The following is a 26,065-nucleotide window of genomic DNA, read 5'->3' as shown; positions in this document are numbered from 1 at the left end:
GGTTTGCTGGCCTGGGTGATCAGCAACAAATACCTCAATCACCTGCCGCTCTACCGCCTGGAACAGATTGCAGCACGAGAACAGGTCACGCTTTCACGCTCGACACTGGCTGAATGGGTAGGCCGTACCGGGGTCGCGTTGCAACCTTTGGCAGACCAGCTGAAATGGCATCTTTTGCAGGGAAACACTCTTCACGCGGATGAATCGCCGGTGGCGCAACTTGAGCCCGGCAACGGCAAAACCCGCAAAGCCTATCTGTGGGCCTACCGCAGCAATGATCTCGACCCCGGGCCGCGCATTGTTGTGTTCGACTATCAAACCAGTCGCAGTGGCCGGCATGCGCAAGATTTTTTGCAAAATTGGCAAGGCCATCTGCTGGTTGATGATTATGCCGGATACAAAGCCTTGTTCTTTCGAGAACAGTCGCCTTGTATTGAACTGGCGTGCTGGGCACACGCCAGGCGTAAATTCTTCGACCTGCACCAGGCCAATGGCAGCCCGATGGCATTCGAAGCATTGCAACGTATCGGTGAACTCTATGCAATCGAGACAGAAGGCAAACAACTGACCATCGAAGCGCGTCAGCAACTACGAAAACAAAAAAGCCTGCCGACACTTGATGCTTTACATGATTGGCTGATGCAAACCCGTATGCAAACTGCAAATGGCGGCGCATCCGCCAAAGCACTCGACTATACGCTCAAACGCTGGCCTAGTCTGGTGCGCTATGCACACACCGGCCACCTGCCGATCGACAATAACCCGGTAGAAAATGTAATCCGCCCTATAGCCGTCGGCAAAAAGAACTGGCTCTTTGTCGGATCAGAACGCGCCGGTCAACGTGCTGCCGCCATTCAAACCCTGCTTGGCACCGCACAACTCAATGGCATTGACCCGGCCGCGTGGCTCAAAGATACGCTTACAAAACTCCCAACCTGGCCTAACAGCCGTATCGATGAGTTGTTGCCACTCGCTCCGAAATTTATCGAAGCATTAAAACTATAAAAATTCTAGACGGACGTAACGGACGCATACGATTCAGGTGAGTATTGCCTTGAAAAATTGAATCAGACCAGAAGCTGCTGCCTGCTGGTTCAAGCTCCAAATTTTAATTCGACATATGAAGTTGATATTCGAAATGAAATCTTATGTACTAAGTTATCCAAAAGCAAGTGAGGCTACACGCAAATTCTGCTTCATATTCTGAACAAGAGCAAGGGTAGAACACGCTTTGATAAAGGATTTACACATGATGAATCTTGCAGTTACATTCTTGATTATAGCCATCATTGCCGGTGTTTTGGGCTTCGGGGGAATTGCCGGTGCTGCCGTGGAAATGGCAAAAATTGCGTTTTTTGTCGGATTAGTACTTGCGCTTGTGTTCTGGCTATTAGGCAGAAGAGGCCCCCGGCCGTAGAACAACTGGTCCAGTGGGCCAGTAACAGATAACTGGCCGATTCGTATCCGCCACGCTTCTCGCAACAATACCAGGTACGGTATCGTGCTCCGAAGAATATTCATTTTCGTTGGACCGGATAGCACCGGATGCTCAAAACGAGCACGTACCGTATGTCCGGATGGAAACATCGTCAATGCATGCACCGAAAGTTTGACAGGCCCGATCAAATACCGGGTACGACAATTTATCTTTTGAATACTGCCGGCAAAGCCGCGGAATGACTGTAAATATCTGAAATGCGTGCAGCACCAATTCAGAACTGCCGGATTATTCCTGAGCAGCGTTTTTATCGAGCAAGTTCTCGGTATCGCCGCCTTCATTCTCGTCCTCGACTATTTTCTCGATGGTATCGTCATTACTGATATCGATTGAAACATCCGCAATTACCCCAGGTTGACGACTGATCGCGTATGGCGTTTGCTGTTCACCGGTTTCTTTCTGAATAACATCAGCATAAGCTTCATATCCGACCATTTTGATTTGATAAATAGGCTCCGGCATCACAATGTTTTCCTGGTCAAAAGCCTGTTTTATCTGCCGAATGGCTTCGCTACGCACTTTTGGAAAACTGTATTTTTCCTGATTGGTCCAGCCATATATTCGCAAAACAATGCTGGAATCACCCAGTTTTTCAATGGTAACCATCGGCTGGGGATCATCCAGTACGCCTTCGATGGAATGCAATGTCTTCAAGGCGAGCGTCTGTGCATTCAGCAGGTCCTGATTAGTATCTATACACACGTCAAACTGAAAACGCCGTTCCATACTACGCGTATAGTTGATAATAACGGCTTTAAAGACACTTGAATTGGGAATACGAATATGGTTACCATCAGGAGATATTAAGATGGTTGCGCGCGTGGTCAGACGCACTACATTGCCTTCAATACCGTCGATATCGACAAGATCATTGACTTCAAATGGATTTCTTAAACTCAATAATATACTGGCAATATAATTTTCTACAGTATCCCTGACGGCAAAACCGACCGCCAGCCCAATAATACCCGCGGCCCCAAGTATTGAACCCAGTAAAGCGGTAAGTTCGAGCAGCGATAATGCGAGAACCAATCCAAGCAATATGAAAAACAGCTGCGTAATTTGTCCAAGCAAGTTTGCAACAAAGTAATTGGGCGCGATTCTACGATAAAGACGCTGACGTCGAGAAATCCACCGACCAAAAAGCCAGGATAGTATAAAAATGATAACTGCCAGCAAGAAAACAGGAAAGCTTGTCAATACTTCTTTCGCGGCTCTTTCAAGCTTCAGCCATGTACTTTCCAGACGCTCTTTTATATCATGCGTGATCACCAGTTCATTCTTTACCTCGACGACGCCTTTGACCTGCTGAGACAGTTGTATTGCTTTATTTTCAGCTGCAACAGAATTAACCGTGCCTTGCAATGTGACAATTCCGTTGCTAACTCGAATGGTAATATTTTTTAAGGTATCAATTTCAGAGAAAATTTTTTGCAGACGCTGCTGAATCTTCTTATCGTCTTGCACGGAAGCATTAACTTCAATTACCTTTTGGCTGACAGCAGCCTGTTCCGATTCAGTTTTACCCGCAATTATGTCGGCTAACTGATCGGCATATAATGGGCTTGCGACACACATCAGGCTAAGAATCAGTGCCGCGAATGTTGTATTCATACTCTGAATCTGGCCGATGATTCAAATACTGGTGTCCTGTCAGCCTGAAATTTGGACCTGGCATGCTCATATATGATTTGGCATTTCTCAAATCGTTTGATAATTTCCTGCGTGTCCGAGGGATTGCGAAAGCTTTCTTTCGATGATTCCATAATCAATTTGGCATGGTTGTATAGTGCTTCTGAATACTGAGGTTTTCTTGAAACCTGCAGGATTCTCGAGATCGTTTCGAGTAGATGAATCATGACCATTTCATTATTTGTGACATTCTGCCTCAATGGATGAAACATGGTATCAACCGCATCTACAAAACAGAATTCGCGTTTCTTGATGCGTACCACACCGTTGGAATCTTCAAGATATTCCAATGGAAATTCTCTGTTTGCCATGCGGCCCAGTGACGAACTGAGCCAATCTATACAGGCAGTCGCTGTCAAGGAATCGTTGACACCTGGTGACATGGCACGCAATGCAATCTGCAGTAGTTGCATAATTGCAAATTCTATATCACTAAATGGCGTTCTTTTCCGACCAAGGGATATACACAATCTTAGCCTGCCAAAACAGTCTTCGTTGATTCCGCCTTCTTGAAATACTCGCAGGATTGGCAAATTTTCGATAACAAAATCGCCAGGCCGCAGAAACAATTCAATATGCTGATTCTCATTTTCAGCGATTTTCCTGAGTTGTTCTATATCAACAAATTCCACGTAACCACTCACTGAAGCCACCATCGTTTCCGATGGCATTGCATGCACGGTGATATCCCACCGTTGCTTGACAGAATCCGTAGTGACCTGTTCGTCCAAATCGAGTAACGATTCATCAATTGCCTGATTCAGTTCCTCGCCTATTAATGAGATAATTTGATCTGCCTGAATTGTGGTAGAAATGTAGTGAATGAAATATATCAGACCGATGATAGACAGCACTGTCAACAGCAGATTAATGGCAACAGAAATAATAGGCATCTGCTGGGAGGTTGTCGCATGCGTATCAATAAATGACAGCAGTGCAAGACCGTATAGAAAACTTCCAATAAGTAATCCCAGCACCATTTTGGTTTTGTTATCACGCAAAAAGTTATGCAGGATTTTTGATCCAAACTGGTTTGCAGCCAGCGTCAATGCAACTACAGAAATTGAAAAAACAACACCCGTCACCGATATGATTGCACTAGTCGTAACCGCAAGCACCTGCCGAACACCTGAGGTGCCAATTTGTAGCGTATTTATCCAGGGCCAGTTACGAATATCAACATGCTGGTCTAGATTCAGAAACCCGATAGATGACATAACAAGACCTGTAGCTATGACAGCAGGCACAAACCAGATTGTTGTAAGCAGTTTTTCCCAGAATAACTTGAGCATCATCAATAGTATCTACCTGATTCTGGTTATGCATATCATGTCGACATAATCGGGGCAACAGCCACCTAAACTCAGCAAATGTGTCTTATCATGCTGAAAACGCGTCGATAATGCAGTACTAAAATATTTTGGTTAAATTTAGAGCTGTACCTGCAGGGATATCACAATTTTCACTGTCATTTGACGAATCGTCATCGTCGTCACTGCAAGCTATGATAACCGCCGTTCCTGTTGCGTTATCCCCGTTGAAGGTTACATCGATCACTAGATTGACTGTGCCAAAAATGGAATTCAAACGGACAACGTTACCATTACGCGTTCCCGCAATTGCCTCCCAGGTCGAATCAGACGGAGAGGGCTCCAAAACCACCGCAATAATCACACCATTATTCTCATGAATGGATGCATAACCGGCTAAAAAGCCACTAAAATTCAGGGCATATATTCCGTCATACGGCCCCGCTGCGTTGACCGTATTCGTCGTACAAAGTATTAAAGCGAATGCTGTCAGTATCCGTTTCATTTTAACCCCTCCCTATTCAACAATAGCTTTACCAGAATCCTAGTACTCAATCAATATCATATTGATTGAGTACTAGCTATTTAATCAGTCACAAAACCGCATCGGCAAATCTGCACAATACCACAGAACACCATTTATTGATGGATTATCGATAGGTTCCGGATACAACATTACAGAAATAAAAAATTAACGGCTAAAAGCAATGAAAGATATGCGTAGCCATGGTATTGCATGTACAAAGAGGGAATCGCTTTCAGTAGTCTGCTTCTTCATCTTATCGTTTATTTTAAAAACGATAGAGGCAACCTTAACTCAACTCGATCCAGACAGGTTGATGGTCTGACGCCTGAGTTTCAGAGTCAGTTTGAAAGGATTTTAAATGACCTTTCAGCCCTTCGGTTATAAAAATATAATCAAAGCATTCTGGTTGATCAACAAAATCAACAGGATGTATGCCAACAGTCGGTGTATGCGGCACATCAGGGTATAATAAAGTGCGGGTATCGTAAAAAGCCGGCACATCGTTTTCGAATGGTGCCAGTAACTGCAAACGCTCGTCTGACGATACAGGAAAATTCATGTCTCCGCATAAGATCGCTTCGGAAGGCCGTTGATGGGCCTTAAAGGGTCCATTTTTTTCAGCAGATTCGAATATACGACCGGCCATGCTATGCGCCTCAACATGCAGGCGGCGAATTGCCTCAATCTGAATTTCACGCTGGCGTCTTGAGTAGTATTCAAGATGTGTAGTAAGCACACGAACCGGGCCAGAAGCTGTAAAAATAACGACTTCTATCAAGGTCCGTTGCATACTGGGGGTTTCCGGTTCAGCATTCCAGGGAAGCAAATGCCGCCAGACCTGACCAATTGGCAGACGGGAGAGAATCATGTTGCCAAACTGACTTCGTTTGCCATGCCCGTCGGGAATATCCGTTGCCGGGCTATAAACTGCCGTGTAACCCTGCAAAAGCGATAATAATATCTCGAGCTGATTTTCTCCCTGACTGCCAGGCAATTCCGGAAAATTGACAGCTACTTCCTGAAGACAAATGATATCAAAATGGTCCAGTCGGCAAATGGTTTCCACGATACGCTGCAGGTCAACCCTGCCGTCCATACCGCGCCCCCACTGAATATTCCAGCTCAATAGCTTCATATCCGCTTTTTTAATGTGATATGTTCAGGCTGAAAAAACACTTTGTCATCTGTTCGATCCAGCATACCGGCAAAAATCACACTTTATTGCGCCTGCGACTTCTAAAAAAGCCGGTTCGAGAAATTTTCATAATAGTATTGATCAATTTCGTCACGCGTGAATTGATGATTCTGCCCACCACGCTGCGCAATTTTTAGCGCTCCCATCAATGATCCAAGCTGTCCTGCCGTTTGCCAATCCATATTGTTGATAATACCGTATAACAATCCTGCGCGGTATGCGTCACCACAACCGGTCGGATCAACAATTTCAACAGGCTTGACGCAGGGTATTCGAATTTGCCTGCCATCAGCATAGATGATCGACCCTTCGGCTCCAAGTGTCACGATCAGCGCTTTGACTCTTTCCGCCATTTCCGTCAATGTGATTCCGGTTCGTTCCTGCAATAGCTGGCCTTCGTAATCATTGACCGCAATATAATCGGCTTTATTAATAAAATCTGTCAGTTCATCGCCATTATACATAGGCAATCCTTGACCCGGATCAAAGATAAACGGAATACCCGCTGCATGAAGCTCCTGTGCATGCAGCAACATACCGTCGCGACCATCGGGCGCAATAATGCCGAGTTTGATCTGTGATGCATCATTGACTGAGTTTAAATGAGAAAAATTCATTGCACCGGGATGAAATGCAGTAATCTGATTATCATCCAGATCAGTGGTTATGAATGCTTGTGCAGTAAAGGTATCTTTGACATGCAGAATACACGACTGATCAAGTCCCAGTGTTTCAAACCGCTCCATATAAGGTTGTATATCGTCGCCCACAGTTGCCATCATGATAGGTTCCCCGCCGAGCATTTTCAGATTATAGGCAATATTACCAGCGCATCCACCGAATTCTCGGCGCATTTCCGGAACCAAAAAGGCAACATTCAAAACGTGTATTTTTTCAGGAAGAATATGGTTTTTGAAGTGATCGGGAAAAACCATAATATTATCGTAAGCGATAGAACCGCATATCAGTATTCGCATAACATTGAATTAAATGGATTATTTAAAGGACACCTGATTGTGCATCAAGGCAAATCAGTCTAATAGTTATCGGTTTTGTTCTGATGGTTGATGATACTCAATTGCTGTTTTAATTAACAAAAGAGGATCATCAACTAGCTGCTTGTTTATTTCCAGGAAATAGAAATATCAATCAATCCGAAAAAAAAGAATAGTTGATACCGGTCTAAGCGTCCGGTTTCCAGCATAGATCAAGCTCACGCGCCGCCTTGACATCGTCAAGTTTGCGGAGCGGCATGGTATGCGGCGCATTCTTGACCAGATCCGGTTGCTCTTTAATTTCAGCAAGAATCTCCTTCATAGCGGTAACAAAGGCATCCAGCGTCTGTTTGGATTCGGTTTCAGCTGGTTCGATTAGCAGGCACTCTGGAACCAGAATCGGGAAATACGTTGTTGGCGCATGAAATCCCTTATCTAACAGACGCTTGGCGAGATTCATCGCGGTAACGCCCGTTTTATCCTTGATATCTTTTAGAGTAACGATAAACTCATGGCTGGCACGCCGCGTCGGAAAGGCAATCTCGAATCCGGCTTTTTTTAGCTCCGCCATCAAATAATTCGCATTCAGTGTAGCAAATTCGGCCACACGATTCATGCCATCTCTACCCAGCAAACGCACATAAATGTATGCCCGCAGTAAAACGCCTGCATTTCCCATATGTGCGGAAAGGCGACCGATTGATTGCGGTCTTTCTTTTTCGGTAACCCAGCTGTATGTTCCGTTCTCGGATGACACAAAAGGTACCGGAAGAAAGGGCAGCAATCGTTTGGCCACACCGACAGGCGCCGATCCAGGTCCGCCACCGCCATGTGGCGTTGAAAAAGTCTTATGCAGGTTTATATGAATAACATCAAACCCCATATCGCCAGGCTTGACCTTACCCAGTACAGCATTCAGGTTGGCGCCGTCATAATATAACAGTCCACCGGCTTCATGCACGATGCGACTCATTTCGGTGACATTTTCTTCAAAAACACCCAGCGTTGAAGGATTTGTCAGCATTAACCCCGCCGTTTTCGGGCCAACTGCCGCTTTCAAGGCATTGAGATCGACATTACCTTCCTTGTCAGTGGCAATTTCAACTACTTTAAATCCACACATGACGGCTGTTGCTGGGTTGGTTCCGTGCGCCGCATCGGGGACGATAATTTCCGTTCGATCATGATCGCCACGAGATTCATGATAGGCACGAATCATCATGACGCCAATTAATTCACCTTGCGCCCCAGCCATCGGTGCCAGGCTGATACCGGCCATACCGGTTACGTCTTTTAAAATTTCCTGCAAATCATACATACAGGCAAGAAAACCCTGACCAGTGTCTTCCGGTGCAAGCGGATGCCTGCCTAAGAATTGCGGCAGCATGGCCAGCGCATTGCACGCGCGCGGATTGTATTTCATAGTGCACGAACCGAGTGGATAGAACTCGGTGTCAATTGAAAAGTTTTTTTGTGACAACCGCGTATAATGCCGGACTGTATCCATTTCGGATACTTCTGGCAACAATGGCTGTTTCTTGCGCAGAAATTGATCCGGAATACCCTCTGTACTTGCGGTTGTTGTTGGCGCTTGTGAATAATTTCGACGCCCTGGGCGTGCATGTTCAAATATCAGCATCTTGGTAACAGCGTATAAAAGTTATTTCAATGCAGCTAATGCGGCATCATAATTGGGTTCATCTGCAATCTCCGGAACAAGTTCAGCATGAACGACTGTATTTGTTTCGTCCAGAACGATAACAGCTCTAGCAGTAATGCCTGCAAACGGTCCTTCTGCGATAGCCACGCCATAGTCTTCCATGAAGTTGGCACCACGCATGGTTGACAGCGTAATCACTTTGTCCAGGTGTTCTGTGTCGCAAAAACGACTCATAGCAAAAGGTAAATCAGCGGCAATAATAAGTACAACCGTATTGTCCATATTACTGGCTTTTTCATTAAATTTGCGCGTGGAAAGCGCACAAACGGGTGTATCCAGACTTGGAACAATATTCAGCACTTTCTTCTTGCCAACGAAACGATCAAGCGTAACGTCTTCCAGATCCCGATTAACCAGGGAAAAATCCGGCGCTTTCTGACCGACTGCCGGGAAAGTGCCTTCAATACGAATTGGATTACCTAAGTGTGTGACCATAATCATTCCTTCTTTATTAAGGTTTCAATGGATTTGTGTGTCAGGTGCCAGGATAACGTGCAATATGCACGTTATCCCATTGATTATTTAAGCGCCTGTTCAAATTGCGTAACGTAGTTCTGGATATCCGCAGCAGTTTTTGTTTCAGTTGCGCATACCAGTAATGTATCGCCCATCTCTGGATAAAACGCCTGAAGATCAAAACCGGCCAGTATACCTTTCTCTTTCATCCTTGCCAGAACCAAATTGACCGGTTTAGGGAGTTTCAGAGCTGCTTCGTGAAAAAATGGGCTATTGAAAACTTTTTTTACACCGGATATTTTCTCCAGCTGCTGCAGCAGATCCATAGTGTTGGCATGTGAGTGTTCCGCAACGCGGCGCAGACCATCCGGGCCGAGCAGGGACATATAAATTGTCGCGGCAGTAACCATTAAACCCTGATTGGTACAAATATTTGAAGTTGCTTTGGATCTTCGAATATGTTGCTCACGGGCTTGGAGCGTCAGGACAAAACCCTGTTTGCCATCAAGATCGTTAGTACGACCGATAATCCTGCCGGGAATCTGACGAATCAGATTATTCTTGCATGCCATGAAGCCAAAATACGGACCACCGCTTGAAAGAGGTATGCCCAAAGGCTGTCCCTCGCCAACCGCAATATCAGCACCGTTACTTCCCCATTCTCCGGGTGGCGTTAACAAGGCCAGGGAAACTGGATTAACAACGCCGATCGCCAGCGTTTTTTTTCTGTGTGCCCAGTCAGTAAGCTCGTTGACCTGTTCCAGCACACCAAAAAAATTCGGCTGAGGTATAACAATTGCGGCAAACTCCTCATCGTCAAATTTTTCCAGTGATTCCGGCAAAACCCGCCCGGATTCTGCACAGAAAGGTGCCTCAACAATATCAATTTTCTGATTACTAACAATGGCTCGCACAACTTTCTTGTATACCGGGTGTACAGTTTGCGGCATCAGAATGCGCCGGGAGGATCTATGTGATCGAACAGCCATCAGCACAGCTTCAGCCAGCGCAGTTGCTCCATCATACAGACTGGCATTGGAGGCATCCATACCCGTCAGTGAGGCCATCATCGTCTGATATTCATACAGTAACTGCAGGGTCCCCTGACTGGCTTCAGCCTGGTAAGGCGTATACGAGGAATAAAATTCACCACGGGTTGTGATTTGCCAGACAGCGGCGGGTATATGATGATCATAAGCACCAGCACCGATAAAATTCTGGTAAAAACCATCCTGAGCGGCGCGTTCCATCATTAACCGGCTGATTTCCATTTCGCTCAGCCCGGGCGGAACATTGTTTAACCGACCGCTCCTCAAATCATCGGGAATTTCATCAAAAAGTGTTTCAATAGAGTCTGAACCAATGCTTGCCAGCATTTCAGCAATATCATCTTGTGTGTGTGGAATAAACGGCATGGTGGATTATGAAAAACCTCTTAATAGAATGATGGTGTAAATAGATGTTCAGCTGGATAATAAAAATTTCCTGCTAGTGCTCTTCACTGTCCAGCAATGCCTGATACCCATCTGCGTCAAGTAATTCATCAATTTCTGCTGGATTGCTGGGCTTTAATTTGAAAAGCCAGGAGCCAAAGGCGTCTTGATTGATATTCTCGGGATTGTCGACCAGTGCTGAATTAACCTCGATTACTTCACCCGAAACCGGTGAATAGACATCCGCCGCTGCCTTAACGGACTCAGCTACAGCACATTCCTGTTTTTGTGCAAATGTATCACCGACCTGCGGCAACTCAACAAAAACCATGTCTCCCAGCAACTCCTGGGCATGATCTGTAATGCCGACGCTGACATTCCCGTCTGCTTCAGGCTTCACCCATTCATGTGACTTGGTATATTTCAGATCTGTTGGAATACTCATATATTTACTCCGGATTTGATATTGATTGATGATCCCAAATTAAACCAGAACTTTTCCGTTCCGTACAAATGGGTATTTTACCACTTTGGCGCGCAATTTCTTATCTCTGACCAACACATTCACTTCTTCATCCGGAGCAATTTCGACAGCAATACGAGCCAGAGCGATAGACTGATTGATGGTCGGCGAAAACCCGCCGCTGGTGATTTCTCCTTCGTATTCGTTGCCGTCACGTTGCGCAACCACTTTCTGATGACTTCTGAGCACACCACGATCAAGCAATACCAGCCCGACCAGATGTTGAGTAACTTCTGAATCGAGCAGTGCCTGTTTGCCGATAAAATCACGATCACTCTTCAGATCGACCGTCCAGCCGAGCCCTGACTCCATTGGCGATATTGTTTCATCCATATCCTGTCCATAGAGATTCATACCGGCCTCAAGACGCAGCGTATCGCGTGCGCCAAGCCCGGCAGGTGCCACACCAACACCATGCAGTGCTTTCCAAAATGCCGGCGACTCCTCTCCGGGCAGCATAATTTCAAAACCGTCTTCACCGGTATAGCCGGTGCGCGCGATGAAAAAATGGTTCTGCGTAACGGATTGAAACAGTTTCAATTCTTCCGTTGCAGCTTTTGCTTCCGGAAGCACCTGCCATACCTTAGAGCGTGCATTGGGTCCCTGCACCGCGATCATGGCCAGATCACGTCGCGGTAAAACCTCAAGATCAGGAGCAATTATATTCCGCTGCTTAAGGATCCAGTCTACATCCTTGTCGGCAGTGCCTGCGTTGACAACGATACGAAACCAGGTGTCAGATAAAAAATAGATAATAAGGTCGTCTATGACCCCACCTTGCGGTGTCAGCATGCAAGTGTATAGCGCTTTTCCGGGAATGGTCAGCTTGTCAACATTATTGGCAACCAGTCTTCGCAGAAAATCTCGTGTATTCTCGCCTTTAATGTCAATCGGCAGCATATGAGAGACATCAAACATGCCCGCATCCTGACGAACTTTGTGATGTTCATCCAATTGAGATCCGTAGTGCAACGGCATGTCCCAACCGCCAAAATCAACCATTTTGGCGTTCATTTCACGATGCGTCTGATTCAGGGGTGTTTTTTTCAGCACGGATTATTCTCCCGGTATAAAAAATAAGTCATCATACACACATGATGTCCTCTAACACACCCCTCTGTCCTTTTACCTGAGAGATTTACGGATATTAAACCGCGTGCCCCTTCGGTGGCCAGGCTCGATTGCCTGGCACTCTCCAGATTGCCTGTTTCAAGCGGTTCCCAGGGAGAAACAATGTCTGACCATGCCTGAGCGATTCCGGGGAGTTACGCCTTCGGCGGCGCTCTGAATATTTGGCTCCTGAGCGCGCTCTCCTGCTTGAACATATGTTTGGCTGAGCCCGAACTATACCCTAGCAACGACAGGTTAGACAAGACCTGAAAAAATTTTCACATATATATAGGTTTTCATCTGACGATATGTTTTGAATTTAATCCGTTGATTGATAAAATTAAATTTTCACAACCCCGTAATCCCTGTACTGGGAGCATTTTTTTGATATGCTTTACTATAAACTGGCCCGGTTGGGGAAGCGTCTTTTGAATTCAAAAAAGAAAACCAGAATTAAATATCTACTACGTGTTGTTTAAGAAATTATAGATAGGAACCACAAATCGCATGAAAACAGTTTTGATTACCGGCACAAACCGGGGTATCGGTCTGGAATTTGTACGCCAGTATGCGCATGACGGCTGGCTCGTTCACGCCTGTACACGGAATCCTTCGACTTCAGATGAACTGAACCGACTGGCTTCACAGAATCCGGATGCAATTAAGATACACGCACTCGATGCAAATAATCATTCGCAAATTGAACAATTGTCCCAAACACTGTCGACAGAAGCGATTGATATTCTTATCAATAATGCGGGCGTCTATCCGGTAACCCGCGATACCAGTTTTCATCAGATAGACTACGAGGCATGGGCTTATGCATTCCGAATCAATACAATGGCACCATTAAAGATGGCGGACGCATTCTATCCACAGATCGCAAAAAGCGAACTAAAAAAGATTGTAACAATAACCAGCAAAATGGGCAGCGTTTCCGACAATCGTGGCGGCGGCAGCTATGTGTATCGCTCAAGCAAGTCGGCTGTCAATATCGTTATGAAAAGCTTGGCGATTGATCTGGAATCAAAAGGAATAATTGTGGGATTATTACATCCCGGCTGGGTAAGAACAGACATGGGTGGTCCGAATGCATTAATATCGACCGAAAAGAGCGTATCGGGAATGCGCCATGTCATTGATGAATTGACACACACCGATTCCGGCAGGTTTTTCGCCTACGATGGTCAGACCATACCATGGTGAGATTTATAACGATTCAATACCGATCAATCCATACACTGGTTGACCTAAATAAAACAATCTAAAGCATATGGGCACTGACACATTCAATTTTGATAAAAAAGAATTGATCAAGCAATCCTTCGATCAGATGGACATTCACCTGCAAGGCACGCAATACAGCCTGGCTCAAAAAGTTGCGTTAACATGCCGTATCCTCTTCGATAATGGACACGACTCCGCTCTCGCCGGTCAAATAACTGCGCGCTCTGAAAAACCAGGAACTTACCTGACTCAACGATTGGGTCTGGGTTTTGATGAAATATGCGCTGGCAATTTACTGCTCGTAAACGAAAATCTGGAGGTATTGCAGGGCGATGGCATGGCCAATCCAGCAAATCGTTTTCATTCCTGGTTGTACCGTGCTCGCCCGGACGTTCAGTGCATCATTCACACCCATGCTGTCCATACTGCTGCGCTGAGCATGCTTGAAGTCCCATTGGAAATCTCGCATATGGACAACTGCGTGCTCTACGATGATGTGGCATTTTTGCCGGAATGGCCAGGCGTCCCCGTCGGCAACGAGGAAGGCGAACTGATCGCTCAGGCAATCGGTAAAAAGCGCGCAATTCTACTGGCGCATCATGGACTGCTAGTTGCCTGTTCCAGCATAGAAGAATCATGTCTTTTGGCAATAGCTTTCGAGCGAGCCGCAAAAATGCAATTGCTCGCCCGTGCCGCCGGCGCAATCAAACCTATCGATCCGGTGCTGGGTCGAGAAGCGCATGACTGGATACTTCGCGCGCAACGAAACGCCGTGGGTTTCGCATATTACGCCAGGCGTACGCTAAGAAAGAAAAATCACCAATATTGTCTTGAATAACACCAGACCAAAATACCAATCATCACTTCAACGAAAAGCTACGGAGCCTGGCAACTTGAAAGCTGCCCGCGCATCTATCTGCCCAGTTTAGACCACAATCAAAGTCAATAGGTTGTGCGGGTGCTATAAGTGCAGAAGGCTTTGCCTGAATTATTTTTTTCCTGCTGTCAATGACATCACTTCATCACAATTTATCTGCTGACAACTTTGCTGACCACGTAGCGAAACTTACCCGATTTTTCAGCGGGAATATGCGTGACTTGTTCAATTAGCACATTCACTGCCTGTCCCAGTCGTGTTTTAAAAGCACGTTCGATATGCTGCTGAAGCGGTTTATCCAAATCTGTTCTGCACACAAGATAAACATGCATGAAATCGAGATTTTCCTGCACGATTTTAAACGCCTCAATCTGTGGCAGATCACGCAAGACATAAATCAACGCAAGGCCATGCATGACAGTACCATCCTGCGCAACGATAAAATCAGTACTGCGCCCTTGCACTTCCCGTATCAGCGGCAAGCCACGTCCGCAGGTGCAGGGCTTGTCATGCAGAATCGCCATATCGCCTGTACGGTAGCGGACAAATGGAAAATCATGCGTAGCCATATGCGTGACCACGACTTCTCCCGACTTGCCCGGCGGCAATGGATTACCCTGTGCATCAATAATTTCGACAACAATATCCTCAGCACTGATATGCATACCACCATCAGGACATTCATGTGCGATAAAACCCGCATCCCGTCCACCATACCCATTTGCAACTGGGCAACCAAACGTATCACTGATCTGCTGGCGCTGATCATCATACAGTCGTTCAGACGTCACAAAAGCGACCTGTATTCCCAGATCATCCATGCGAATACCTCGCATACCGGCATGGCGCGCAATATGTGATAGGGCGGAGGGATATCCGAACAACATCCTGGGCCGCATCGCACGTATTTCTGAAAGAAATTCGTCTACTTTCTGATCGGACATTTCAAAGGCCGGCAGCAGTTTGGTGCGCAATATTCGGTCCCGCAGGTTGCGCAGTCGATCCTGTGCTCCAAGCTCTATTGGTGAGCCCCAGATCACGATTTCGGGATCCCCTATATCCACACCCCACCAACGCGTCGCCCGCCATTTCGCTGCAATATCATGGCTGGTGCGCGTTTTACCAATAAAAAACACAAGCGGTTCGCCGCTGGAACCACCGGTATTGTAACGTGCAAGATCATGGGCAATACCGGATTTTATTGATTCGGTATTTTGTTTGATAATCGCTTTGGTCAAAAAAGGAAGATGTGTTAAATCGGCCAAGGAATTCAATTCGGCAGGATTGAATCCAGACTCCGCAAATACTTGTCGATAGTAGGGCACATGAAATTGCACCTGGGTCAGAAATTCTCTCAACTTCTTCATTTGCGCGGTCTGAAGACGATTGATGTCCCACCACTGCGATTCTTCCAGTTGCCTGCGTAAAGCAACGCTCGTATGCTTTTTCAGCTTTTCATGCAACGGAAAGAAACAACCGGACACCCAGGCTGTATAAAGGCTGCTGGTAACGGCTGGTGCTGTTTTCATAGGTGCTCCATCAGTGTCGTTCATGCTTTAGTACTTGCTGATATATGCCAAACAAACGCAGCTTGACTGAATTCCAGGTATAGCGTTCCAGTAAATCCAGACCGCTGTTTCTCAGACTATCAGCCAGCTCAGGGTTTTTCAAAATCTGTAGCATTGCATCGGCCATAGCCCCAGGATCTTTCATCGGCACCAGCAGCGCGGTTTTATAATGCTCAACAAGGTATGGAATACCACCGGCATCGGTACTAACGACCGGTACGCCACTGGCAAGGGCTTCCAGTATCGAGATCGGCATATTATCGACAAGACTGGCATTGATCATCAGATCTGCATCTTGGTACAGCGTTGCAATCGCGTCGTTGCTGATCCGACCGGTAAAACTTACCGAATCCTGCAAGCACAAATCGGCTACCAGCGTCTTTAGCATCGCTTTCTCCGGTCCTTCTCCGGCAACAGTCAGTCGCGCCGCTGGAATTGACTGCTTGATGATATAAAACGCCCGAATGGCTGTGGCATTATCATAAATCGCTTCCAGATTGCGTGTGACTACTATATGCGGTGAATCGGCACGATCTGCCTTATATGCCGATGATCTTGTTTGGAAACGACTTAGATCAATAATATTGGGAACAATTCCGGCCGTATATCCGTATCGACTGAATACCGCTTCAAGAAAACCTGACGGTACAATGATGGCATCTGTTCTGTTGAGGCTGGGTCTGATCCAGCGGAATGATTTTTTAAAAAAAACCTCTGCTTCACCGCCTCGGTAATTCACTACCACGGGCGTACTCCTGAACCGTGCAATCCAAATAGCAGGTACTGCAAAGAGATGCCATGCCCAGCCGGAATTGGCCATGATATGAAACAATTGAACCTGTCCGGCAACTCGCCAAAGCCGGAGCAAATATGGTATTAACCTGAAAAGCGCTCTAATACCGCGTATCTTACCCACCCAGGCAAAATGGTAGGGCGCGTTTACCTGGACCAATACCACTTGGACACCTTCCTGCTGCAAAAGGTTTGTCAATTGGCGTGTCTGATTCGCCATACCGCCGTATGGCGGCGGCAGTGGGCCAACCAGCCCGACACTCAGTACCGGCTTGTTCAAAATTTTATCCCCGGAATAACAATACAGCAGCCTGGCTTTATAAAAGTAACTACCACTCTCCGATCACAGAAAAACATTTGAGCAATTGTTACGATACAAGAAAAAAAGTCAGAAATTCTCCTATAACACATCATTTGATTTTTTGCATTTTTCGCCTGATAGGCAATCTCGACAATTTTCAATAGCTGACCCTACCATATAATTCACATTAAGTTAAATCAATTATCTGTCAATCATTCACGATTGACATGAAGACTGTTTACCGGATTTTCTCGTCGCCTCAATGGACGAAAATACTGCCGGTTTTCGTAGTAATCTTCTGTCATATTGTCTCTTGACCAACCCGGGTAACCCAGTATCGGAATAGCCGATAAGTCGGCACTGGAAAACGACCGGCACGACAAAATATCAGCCAGCCACGAATCAATCGTCCGCAATTGCGTTGACAGTGATTGACGCAAAAACATGTCGTCAACCCGAATAAAGAGGCCTTTACCGGTCAAGCCGACATACGGTCTCAATGCTTTTTCAAATAATGCGTGACCGAACACAATAAATCGCATTGATGACAGTACAGTTGATCTTCGTTGCCAGAACACCTTCTTCCATTCATGCTGCTTTAGTAATTCGATTAACACAGGCCGGCTGCCTAAAACTACAACACCCGATTCATCAAAAAGCGTTGCCGCATCTCGCAATGGACCACGCTTCTCAACATTTGTCTGCGGCGCATGCATCAGTTCTTGATAATGAATCCGGTTGAGCGCTGCCTTAGCACGTGGAAACGTTATCCAAACCAGCGCATTAAAAAAATCATGCCAGTTTTCCTGCCGTGTAGAAACTTTACCAGTCAGAAAAATCCTGGACTCATAATGTTGTTTAGGATCTTTATTATTTGAAGTTTTTTGTGGAACAAATTGTATCGGCAGACCGGAGCCTGCTTCAACACGAATTCCGGTTTCTCTCAATAAAAACCCAAGCTGCTGGTGCGATGGCCAGTCGCAGCAGTCTTGAAAATTTTTAGCCAGCGGCGTCAGGGGTTCAAAAATCGGAGAAGCGTTATAAAAATTTGAATTCCATGTCATCATTGCAATTTCGCGTCGATTTCTTCAACCGATCTCACCTGCGTTACCAGCAAAATACCAATCACAGTAATAAATGCGGCAAGGGTGCCAACGGTATCGTAATGCAGCATTTTTCCATGCGCGGTCATCACCATCATGGATCCCGCCAGCAACGAACCCAGTCCTGCCGACAATTGTTGTATCGACATATGGAAAGTCATAAAACTGCCTCGCAAATGCGGCCTGACAGCAGTAGTAACCAGCGCCATTAGTGGAATAATCCTGCCCGTCACCAGTATCATGAACAGTGTTGACGCCGTCAGCGCCATAAATAAAGGCGCTTCTGAAATGTGCGTAATCCATAATACCGGTACGAGCGACAGCATAGCCAGCACGCCAAACATCACCCGCCTGCCGTAACGATCTGTAAACCGTCCGAACAGATTCGCTGTAAAGAAACTGAATAACCCACCAAAAAAATACAAATACGGCAATTCGCTTACATGCATACCGACATTGGTCACCATGTATGTGCTGATAAACGGTATAACCAGATATGCCGAAAACATCAGCATGCCGATCAGCAGAAAAGCAAAAATATGATTCCGGTTCATAAAAATATTTTTTAGCTGCCCTGCAGGACCATGTTGATTGGCCTGATGAATATGTGTTTTTACCGGCGGCAGCAAACGGTTTGCGGTAAAAATAATGATGAAACTTAAAATGGCCAACACAATAAAAGGTGCGCGCCAACTCAGCAAACCAACAAGAAATAAACAGGCCGGCATACCGGCAACCGCCACAAATGAAAAAGATGACATAACGGTACCCGTCGCCTTGCCACGGCGCCATTCCGGGATCAGATCGGCAATAATAGAAAAAACAGTTGCGCTCATCAATCCCCCAAACATACCGGCTATCGCCCGGCTGTACAGCAACATCTGATAATTGACAGACGCAGCGCACAGCAGCATGGCCAGCATAAAGCCCGAGCAGAGAACAATCAGTGCATGTTTTCGATCAAAACGATCAACAATAAACGCGACTAAAAAACTGCACACCGCTGCACTGAAGGTATAGACCGTAACCAGCAAGCCAAATTGTTTTGGCGTAATCTCAAACAATCTAAAAAAAGCCGGTCCGAGTGGCATTATCATCATAAAATCGAGAATATGCACAAACTGTACAGCGGCCAGCACCAGTAAAACCGGCCATTCATTAATTGTCTCAGTATCGGGTACTGCACCACAATCAACGATTTCAGAACCACCCCCGTGTTCAAGGGTTGTTGCTGATGGATTTGGTATTAGAGGCGTTTTACTTGTTTCAGGCATCTGTAACTTTGATTCGGGTGTCGCAACAGGGCAGGGTGAAAATGATCACTCTATCTCTATACACTAAAAATAGTGTGTATTTTTACTTGCGTTAAATGGTTATCTTTTTTTAACTCAGGCATTCACATTTCAAATGACTATAATGTCATTTCAAAATTCAGATACATGCAGATCCTGTTTAGCAGGAAACAGGGAAAGAACAAAGTCGACGGGGGTGTTCTTGTCAGGACCCATGCATTACTCCCTCAATTATAGCCATACTTCCTGTTTATCATCCAAAGACAGCGACACAATGAGCTTTCCTGGCAGACTTTCCCGATACCGCTGCCAACAGGCCTTCTCGTGTGCTGCCGTCCGATGGCCATGGCCAGAATGACCGGCAACTACACCTGAATTGTTTAACTTTATTAACAGTTCCGCCAAAAGCTTTTCAAACTTACCTCGGTTTAATTAGCTCGGCTTTCAGGCAATACAAAAAACTGGAAGACGACAAACTGAACAGATTAAAAGATCCAGACGCAAACAACCCTGTAAAATCGAAAATCAACAACGGCACAAGCGCTATAACTTAACCCGGACATGCCAATGTTATGATCGCCAAACGGGGATATTGAATCAAATACAGGCCACATTGACACTGAATCTTAAGTCAGTCAAAAGTAAATAACAGCAATATTGATTAACATCATAACAAGACCAAAGATCAGCCAGTTCTTACCTGCCCGCTTTGCATCCGGATGCGCTTTTCTCATGTACGTAAAACCCATTGCGATTCCTATAATTGGAAGTATCAGCGTGCCAATAAAAATGCCGATATTCAACCCTGGAGAAACAACGGGTTTCTCACTTGCCGCTTTATCAGACTGAAAATCCAGGTTGGTAATGCGTGGTTTCAGCGGCTCACCCGCACCATTTTCTCTTGACGAATAATCCTGTGATCTCACTGTTGAAGCAACTGTATCGTCATGATCTGCACTCTGAGATGTTGCTCTTGTTGCATCATTGTCCTGCACCTGGGCTGAATGTACGGCTTCAGTTTTCAATGGCGCGGCGCATTGCGTACAATAATCGGCCTGTTCACTGTTTTGTGCTCCACAATTTGGACAAAGCATATCAATATCCTCAAAAAATTGTTATTCGTTATTCCTTTTTTTAATGAAACACTTCGGTTCAACATACATAAAATCAATGCAGCGTACTTAATCCTATATTCATAGGTAAGTCATTAATAATAACATGCAATTTCTTTGTTCCTGCAAACAATCCGTCTTAATATTACCTGGGCAATATTGTAAAGGAAACAGAGTGCTGATATGTTTCGTCGAAAATCTGGTCACGATTATCATCGACGGCAAATATAACCGTGTATGAACCCGCGGGCAAGTTACCGGCCACACCCTCGAAGATTTTCAGATCGGAAAAAGCAATCATCGCCCCACCATGCGCACGCACAGGCGTATCAGAACGAACGAACTGTAATCGACTATCCAGCCAATAGTCACCCAGTGGTGTCATTGCAAGCACCCAGTAATCGGCCTGGTTCCCACTTTTTGTTCCAGGATTCAGACCAATGGTTAGCAGCAAACGGTCACCGTTTTGCAGCGTAGCGGATTCAGCCTGTCCGTTGACTCGAACGGATAATACCGGTTGTTCCTGCATTGTCGAATCAAGCACCGGATTAAAAAACCATTGATAGCCCGTATTAAACGAAATCTGACCTTGCTGAATTGCCACGTGCTTATCGTTAATAAAAACCCCCGTAATGCTGCATGCCGCAAACGCGGTTTTGTTGTCAAAATTCAAAACAATATCAGCGGTATCGGTCATCCCCGCATATTGCAGGGTTAATGTGTAATCGTCTGATGTTCCAGCCAGTCTGTCCAGTCCACTCATCGCAAGGCGAAGCGTTGCGACATCATCGGCAACCAGGGACCGACGCGCTTCTCCCAGCAGGATACCTTGCTGCATTACGCTCTCGGTATTGCCGTACCCTAGCAAAAGTGACACAAAACGATCGCCATTCGCAGCGAAACGATGCCCTGGTGGCAGATCTTCCAGCACCAGGCTGTAAGTCGTTTTATCAACTACTTCGGCCAGTAAAAAAGGATTGTTGTTCTCCATGTTGAACCAGTGAAGATTGATGTCATCCCCGCGAAGATCATCCTCCGAGCCGATAATACCATCCATACCACGATCCAAATCAAACCTGTCGTTGTCACCACTGACGGCTTTAGTATAGTCTTTTTCTTCACCGGTCAGTCCTGACTCACTGCCAAGATTGGGATGCCCCAGACCAATACAGTGCCCCAGTTCATGGAGCGCAACCGATTCGAAATCAAACATTCGGCGTGGAACAGTATTGCCATCTATCTTGATATTTCCGGTTGTCGGTACAAGCTGATTCCACGTTTGGATTACATTCTGTACCGGTATTTCCATCTCGTCCGCATGTGGCGACAATGGCGCGATCCCGACTGTCACGATCAACTCACCGCCGATACCGGTATACCCTGTCGGGTGCGTAATAATATCGATTTCATCGTCATCACTGACAAACTCAAATACTCCGGCTTCTGCGATTGAAATCCAGAATAGCAGGACTAAAAACAATAAAACCAATGCCCATCTGTAAAAACTGTTAACCGCCTCAATATTCAGCATGACATCGTAAACTTTTATCAAAAACGCGTGTTTTCCTGAATGTGTCAGGGATGTACAGACTGCAGATCACCCCGATCAAGAATCGACAATAACGCATGCTGTATTTCTGACAGCATTTGAATGATTTCAATGTGCGCATATTGTTCAGCATCCCACCTGAGATCGGTCCATGCAATACGCCGCATAACATCATCACTTTCACCTGTCAGAACGGCATGCTTGTAGCGGTTTGGATAATACTCAATCAGAATTTCCGCCTTATCCGATACACTGGTCACAACTGCACGCGATTCCTTTAATGATCGCCGTTCGCTGGTTAGCATTTTCCTGAGATGCCGCGCATCAAATGTCAGGATTGATTCTTCAGTCATCAATTTCCATAAACTATCCATCTTTTCCTGGTCCAGTATCGTTCGATAGTAGCCACCGCCTTTCATTGCTTCTGGTAAAGCTATCAGGACATGACCGTCTCGAAAAACATTAATACTCATATGATGATCAGAAGACAGTGCAAGCTTGCTTCTTTCTGTATAACTGATCAGTAAATCTTCAGAATCTAGCGTCTCGAGTCCTTGAATAGCATGTGCCGACTGGCAGAAAAACAGCAACAATAATATGCAAAAAAAGATTTGAGCGTTCACAAAAACTTTCACTAGAAATATTTTGTCAAAAATAGGATTGATTTATAAGAAGTATATCTGGAAAGCGCATTCACATAGTATTATACGTATGTGAAAATGTCAGCGGATGGACTGGAAAGGGTGATAGGAATTAACATTGCAACAATCCCGGCCCCAAACCCTGTTTGCACACATCAGCAGACGAAAACACGTCGAAAGCGTCCCAGTTTCCAATCGCAAAACAGCAACCTATTGGAGAAATTGTTATGCATAGAATTCAACGCCAGCTGCATACTGATCATTCTCATTTGCTGAGATTGCTTGAATGTTTCAGTCACGAAATTGACTGCTATGATTTTGACAGTCAGCGCAGTGCTGACTTGGACATCATTCTCAGTGCATTAGATTATATTCAAACTTACCCTGACAAATGGCATCATCCTGCCGAAGACATCATATTCAACAGGCTGTTGAAAAAAAATGTCAAAGAAAGCTCGCTCATAGAACAGCTTCAGAATGAACATCAGGAAATCATTTCGGCAACCAAAAAAGTACAGGAACTGTTCCACAACGTTGCTGAAGACTGCATTGTTTCTGCTGATGAACTGCTGACCCAATCAAGAGACTACGTCAAATTACAAAAAAAGCATCTTGAAAAGGAAATAGAACATGTCTATCCACTGATGAACAGCATGTTTTCTGAAAACGAATGGCGCGAGATCGAAAAAGAAATCCGAATGCAAAATGATCCGTTGTTCGCCACTCCGTCCAAAAAAGAATACGACCAACTCTACAAATACATTGTGGCCCTGGAAAAAAGCAAACAGAACTAAATAAGATAGCGTTGCTCAGGCTCGAGCAGCCAGTCGCCACATGGTTCATCGTAAAACCCTGTACAAGGACTCATCATGGTCATGTCAGCTATTATAGCCCTGACAGCTTTTAATCAATTGCAGATAACTCCATGGCTGCAAACTCAAACCGGTAAAAACAGGCTCAAACAATCATTGATGATGTATCAATTCTGCTCTGTCGTCTGTTTTTACCTTGGATTGACCATTCCCAGAATGTCATTCAACTGTCAATCTGCGATTATTCAAATAACGCATACAACTTACCAAACAGCGCATCAACCACGGGTTGCAGCGGCCCCAGGAAATTATCCAGCTGCAGCATGCCTACAATCAGAATCAAAACTCCACCAGCCACAATGCCGTATCGTACACCGGATGTAAAATTGGCAGACGCAGGCGCGCGCGTGTAGGTATCGTTTGAGAAGGACAAAAATATCCGCAAAATACCCAGCACAATACCTGCGCCAATACAACTCAGAAATAAATGCAGTGAGCACATTACCCGGGTGCCCAAATCTTCTTCGGCCAGTTCCAGACTGGAAAAACGTAAACAAATAATGATGATTAACAATATCACCAGTGAATTCCAGAACCCTCCGAATTTCGCCTTAAATTCACTTTCTATACTCATACAAAACTCTCCCTTTAAAACAACGGTTTATTTTATAATCAACGGTTTTTTTTAAAACGTGAATAACATTCACCCCGTGTTAGATTGCAATTTTATAGCCCTGCTTCAGGTTGCTGAAAGATTTATCGACAAGGCCAAGTGACGCGTTCCACTTTCAATATACTTAAACGATGGCTTGTTTTGGTGAAACGGTGTTCGAAAAGATTTCGGACACCGCGCTCTGATCTGCCGAAAAACCTGAACCATTTTACACTTGAAAATCTTTCTGTCACACCCTTCCTTAAGAGGCGACCGCCTCCTAATAGGAACGCACTATGCATTATATACTCTAATCTTTCTCCCGGTAGCACGCGATTCAAGTGTGCGCTACCGGGAAAATCAGCACATTGACATCAACATCCCGGCAGAATCCTCCTGTACGGACGCTCGCTGATTTTTCATCTTCACAAATTGAGACATGGACCGAAAACTTATTGTGTAGTCAGCAGTGTCCGTCCGTTCAGATCCTGAGGTAATCTTGCATTGTTGGTATAAAACCCTCTCAGCTGTTCAAGTTGCGCTGCTGAAACTGTAATCGCCCGTGCCAACAAGTACCACTGCACACCTTCGCTACAAGGCGGCGTTGTTAAAGAGCCTGCAAAGGTATAAAAATCAGGCTTATGAAAGTTGGGCGGCAACAGTGTTTCCGGATTGATGACAATGCCCGTACCCTCACGCATTTCTCCCGCTGTTTGAGGAATATTATCCAGAATAGTCTGAAAAGTCTCATTAACCTCACCCTCTTCAATAGCAACTGCCATTACAACCAGCCTGCCATCTTCCCTGACATGCACGTAATGTAGTTCAGCTGGAAATTGTTTGTCGCCGACAACGTGTTCGCTGGGCTCATGAAAATGGAATTGAATCAGCGGGTAGGTTTCATTCCCCACTTCCAGATAGCCTGTGTAATCAAAAGAAGTATTAACCTGTATACCGTGACCACTGTTATAAAAGACAGGCGTATCTGTATCATACCAAATTCTTAACCGGTTTAACTCTGTTGTTCGCTCGATCTCAGCCTCGGCAAGGTCGATCGGAGACTGCCGATTACCAATGGCACATTCCGCAAACGGAAATATATGTGGCACTTCGGTGTGGGATGCGTCTTCTATCGATCCCCACATCGCTTGTTCCTCATGCGACCAGTGAAGCCCTTCTGCGCTGCTGCTCGAATTAATAACAAAAACAAACGCAGCACTTGCAAACATACCAGAAAGATGACGATTGTTTATCATGCACACTCTCCTTCGTACTGTATCTATTGATTGGATTTAGCAAGGGTTTTTTCGGCAAAAATCAACCATGGATGGCTTTTTACCGTTTTCGGATGGTTTACCTGAAGCGGCATCTTTGCTTTTCTCCTTGGGATTCCGCTGAAGGTTCTCGGTTGCATGCCTATCTTCCTGAGGCACACTGAAACCGTTCTGTTTTCCGTCGCCACTCGGTGCAGATGACCCATTCGTATCAGCCATGGCTGAACCATAAAAAACCAGACTTAGAACTACACAACAAACTGTTCTTTTGATCAGCATAACGACTCCTTTTAAAAAAAACCGGTGAATAGATAAACACTACAGAATTCCGGGTATATAAATTAACATAAAAAATTTTTTTGAGTGTTAAAAAACTCGACACTGCAACACTGCTTAAATAGTCTGTA

The 26,065-nt window shown here is 45.4% G+C and carries 25 protein-coding genes and 1 riboswitch; of the genes, 5 read left to right on the top strand and 20 right to left on the bottom strand.

All coding sequences use genetic code 11. The features are described 5' to 3' along the window. Both tnpC and BMY62_RS03300 read left to right on the top strand, forming a co-directional pair. Positions 1-1,005: IS66 family transposase (gene tnpC / locus BMY62_RS03305; RefSeq protein WP_143058745.1), on the top strand; the 1,005-nt coding region annotated here is incomplete at its 5' end. A gap of 244 nt (positions 1,006-1,249) precedes the next feature. Further along, on the top strand, positions 1,250-1,417 hold the full coding sequence (locus BMY62_RS03300; protein WP_090656550.1) for a DUF1328 domain-containing protein: 168 nt from the start codon (positions 1,250-1,252) through the stop codon (positions 1,415-1,417). Between the two features lie 309 nt (positions 1,418-1,726). Here the strand turns inward: BMY62_RS03300 and BMY62_RS03295 are convergent, their stop codons facing one another. The 10 genes from BMY62_RS03295 to gcvT form a co-directional block, all read right to left on the bottom strand. Further along, a complete protein-coding gene (locus BMY62_RS03295; protein WP_090656548.1) occupies positions 1,727-3,112 on the bottom strand; it encodes a mechanosensitive ion channel family protein in 1,386 nt (461 codons plus the stop codon). Continuing rightward, on the bottom strand, positions 3,109-4,485 hold the full coding sequence (locus BMY62_RS03290) for a DUF2254 domain-containing protein (RefSeq protein WP_090656546.1): 1,377 nt from the start codon (positions 4,483-4,485) through the stop codon (positions 3,109-3,111). Before BMY62_RS03290 ends, BMY62_RS03295 begins: the two co-directional genes overlap by 4 nt. Positions 4,486-4,600: 115 nt before the next feature. After that, entirely contained in the window at positions 4,601-5,005 is a 405-nt protein-coding gene (locus BMY62_RS03285) for a hypothetical protein (RefSeq protein WP_090656542.1), read from the bottom strand. Between the two features lie 307 nt (positions 5,006-5,312). Further along, positions 5,313-6,161, bottom strand: coding sequence for an endonuclease/exonuclease/phosphatase family protein (locus BMY62_RS03280; RefSeq protein ID WP_090656539.1), 849 nt, complete (start codon positions 6,159-6,161; stop codon positions 5,313-5,315). Positions 6,162-6,262: 101 nt separating this feature from the next. After that, positions 6,263-7,198, bottom strand: a complete 936-nt coding sequence (locus BMY62_RS03275; RefSeq protein WP_090656536.1) for a carbohydrate kinase family protein — start codon at positions 7,196-7,198, stop codon at positions 6,263-6,265. 205 nt (positions 7,199-7,403) lie between these two features. Further along, entirely contained in the window at positions 7,404-8,855 is a 1,452-nt protein-coding gene (gcvPB, locus tag BMY62_RS03270; RefSeq protein ID WP_090656533.1) for an aminomethyl-transferring glycine dehydrogenase subunit GcvPB, read from the bottom strand. A gap of 21 nt (positions 8,856-8,876) precedes the next feature. Continuing rightward, positions 8,877-9,371 carry a thiol peroxidase gene (gene tpx / locus BMY62_RS03265; RefSeq protein WP_177170277.1) on the bottom strand — a complete coding sequence of 165 codons (495 nt, stop codon included), beginning with the start codon at positions 9,369-9,371 and terminating at the stop codon, positions 8,877-8,879. A gap of 83 nt (positions 9,372-9,454) precedes the next feature. Then, the gene (gene gcvPA, locus BMY62_RS03260; RefSeq protein WP_090656530.1) at positions 9,455-10,807 is read right to left on the bottom strand and encodes an aminomethyl-transferring glycine dehydrogenase subunit GcvPA; all 1,353 of its coding nucleotides are present in this window, start codon (positions 10,805-10,807) and stop codon (positions 9,455-9,457) included. Between the two features lie 73 nt (positions 10,808-10,880). Then, positions 10,881-11,270: a glycine cleavage system protein GcvH gene (gene gcvH, locus BMY62_RS03255; RefSeq protein ID WP_090656527.1), complete on the bottom strand. Its 390-nt coding sequence runs from the start codon at positions 11,268-11,270 to the stop codon at positions 10,881-10,883. 39 nt (positions 11,271-11,309) lie between these two features. Next, the gene (gene gcvT, locus BMY62_RS03250) at positions 11,310-12,401 is read right to left on the bottom strand and encodes a glycine cleavage system aminomethyltransferase GcvT (RefSeq protein ID WP_090656524.1); all 1,092 of its coding nucleotides are present in this window, start codon (positions 12,399-12,401) and stop codon (positions 11,310-11,312) included. Positions 12,402-12,455: 54 nt separating this feature from the next. After that, positions 12,456-12,557, bottom strand: a riboswitch (glycine riboswitch). A 408-nt stretch (positions 12,558-12,965) separates the two neighbouring features. On the opposite strand from gcvT, the gene BMY62_RS03245 reads away from it, so the two are divergent. Further along, positions 12,966-13,664, top strand: coding sequence for an SDR family oxidoreductase (locus BMY62_RS03245; protein ID WP_090656521.1), 699 nt, complete (start codon positions 12,966-12,968; stop codon positions 13,662-13,664). 67 nt (positions 13,665-13,731) lie between these two features. Then, positions 13,732-14,523: an aldolase gene (locus BMY62_RS03240; RefSeq protein WP_090656518.1), complete on the top strand. Its 792-nt coding sequence runs from the start codon at positions 13,732-13,734 to the stop codon at positions 14,521-14,523. Positions 14,524-14,714: 191 nt separating this feature from the next. Here the strand turns inward: BMY62_RS03240 and BMY62_RS03235 are convergent, their stop codons facing one another. From BMY62_RS03235 to BMY62_RS03200, 7 genes are all read right to left on the bottom strand, one after another. Continuing rightward, entirely contained in the window at positions 14,715-16,091 is a 1,377-nt protein-coding gene (locus BMY62_RS03235; protein WP_090656603.1) for a phenylacetate--CoA ligase family protein, read from the bottom strand. Between the two features lie 10 nt (positions 16,092-16,101). After that, positions 16,102-17,202, bottom strand: coding sequence for a glycosyltransferase family 4 protein (locus BMY62_RS03230; protein ID WP_090656515.1), 1,101 nt, complete (start codon positions 17,200-17,202; stop codon positions 16,102-16,104). A gap of 233 nt (positions 17,203-17,435) precedes the next feature. Then, positions 17,436-18,290: a DUF3025 domain-containing protein gene (locus BMY62_RS03225; protein WP_090656513.1), complete on the bottom strand. Its 855-nt coding sequence runs from the start codon at positions 18,288-18,290 to the stop codon at positions 17,436-17,438. Further along, on the bottom strand, positions 18,287-19,600 hold the full coding sequence (locus tag BMY62_RS03220; protein ID WP_090656510.1) for an MFS transporter: 1,314 nt from the start codon (positions 19,598-19,600) through the stop codon (positions 18,287-18,289). The genes BMY62_RS03225 and BMY62_RS03220 overlap by 4 nt, the downstream gene beginning before the upstream one ends. Before the next feature lie 653 nt (positions 19,601-20,253). Then, complete coding sequence (locus BMY62_RS03210; RefSeq protein WP_090656502.1) at positions 20,254-20,712, bottom strand: zinc ribbon domain-containing protein; 459 nt, start codon at positions 20,710-20,712, stop codon at positions 20,254-20,256. 163 nt (positions 20,713-20,875) lie between these two features. Beyond that, positions 20,876-22,282, bottom strand: a complete 1,407-nt coding sequence (locus tag BMY62_RS03205; protein WP_143058744.1) for a zinc metalloprotease — start codon at positions 22,280-22,282, stop codon at positions 20,876-20,878. A gap of 23 nt (positions 22,283-22,305) precedes the next feature. Further along, positions 22,306-22,902: a hypothetical protein gene (locus tag BMY62_RS03200; RefSeq protein WP_143058743.1), complete on the bottom strand. Its 597-nt coding sequence runs from the start codon at positions 22,900-22,902 to the stop codon at positions 22,306-22,308. 245 nt (positions 22,903-23,147) lie between these two features. On the opposite strand from BMY62_RS03200, the gene BMY62_RS03195 reads away from it, so the two are divergent. Beyond that, positions 23,148-23,714, top strand: coding sequence for a hemerythrin domain-containing protein (locus BMY62_RS03195; RefSeq protein ID WP_143058742.1), 567 nt, complete (start codon positions 23,148-23,150; stop codon positions 23,712-23,714). A gap of 259 nt (positions 23,715-23,973) precedes the next feature. Here the strand turns inward: BMY62_RS03195 and BMY62_RS03190 are convergent, their stop codons facing one another. From BMY62_RS03190 to BMY62_RS03180, 3 genes are all read right to left on the bottom strand, one after another. After that, positions 23,974-24,366, bottom strand: a complete 393-nt coding sequence (locus tag BMY62_RS03190) for a hypothetical protein (RefSeq protein WP_090656487.1) — start codon at positions 24,364-24,366, stop codon at positions 23,974-23,976. Between the two features lie 470 nt (positions 24,367-24,836). Next, positions 24,837-25,640 carry a carbonic anhydrase gene (locus BMY62_RS03185; RefSeq protein WP_256207407.1) on the bottom strand — a complete coding sequence of 268 codons (804 nt, stop codon included), beginning with the start codon at positions 25,638-25,640 and terminating at the stop codon, positions 24,837-24,839. Positions 25,641-25,676: 36 nt separating this feature from the next. Then, the gene (locus BMY62_RS03180) at positions 25,677-25,937 is read right to left on the bottom strand and encodes a hypothetical protein (RefSeq protein WP_090656484.1); all 261 of its coding nucleotides are present in this window, start codon (positions 25,935-25,937) and stop codon (positions 25,677-25,679) included. Positions 25,938-26,065: the final 128 nt, after the last annotated feature.

The organism is Nitrosomonas marina (assembly GCF_900111605.1).
Taxonomy (GTDB): Bacteria; Pseudomonadota; Gammaproteobacteria; order Burkholderiales; family Nitrosomonadaceae; genus Nitrosomonas; species Nitrosomonas marina_A.
Note: the sequence above shows the minus strand (reverse complement) of the source record. Positions and strands in the feature narration are given on the sequence as shown.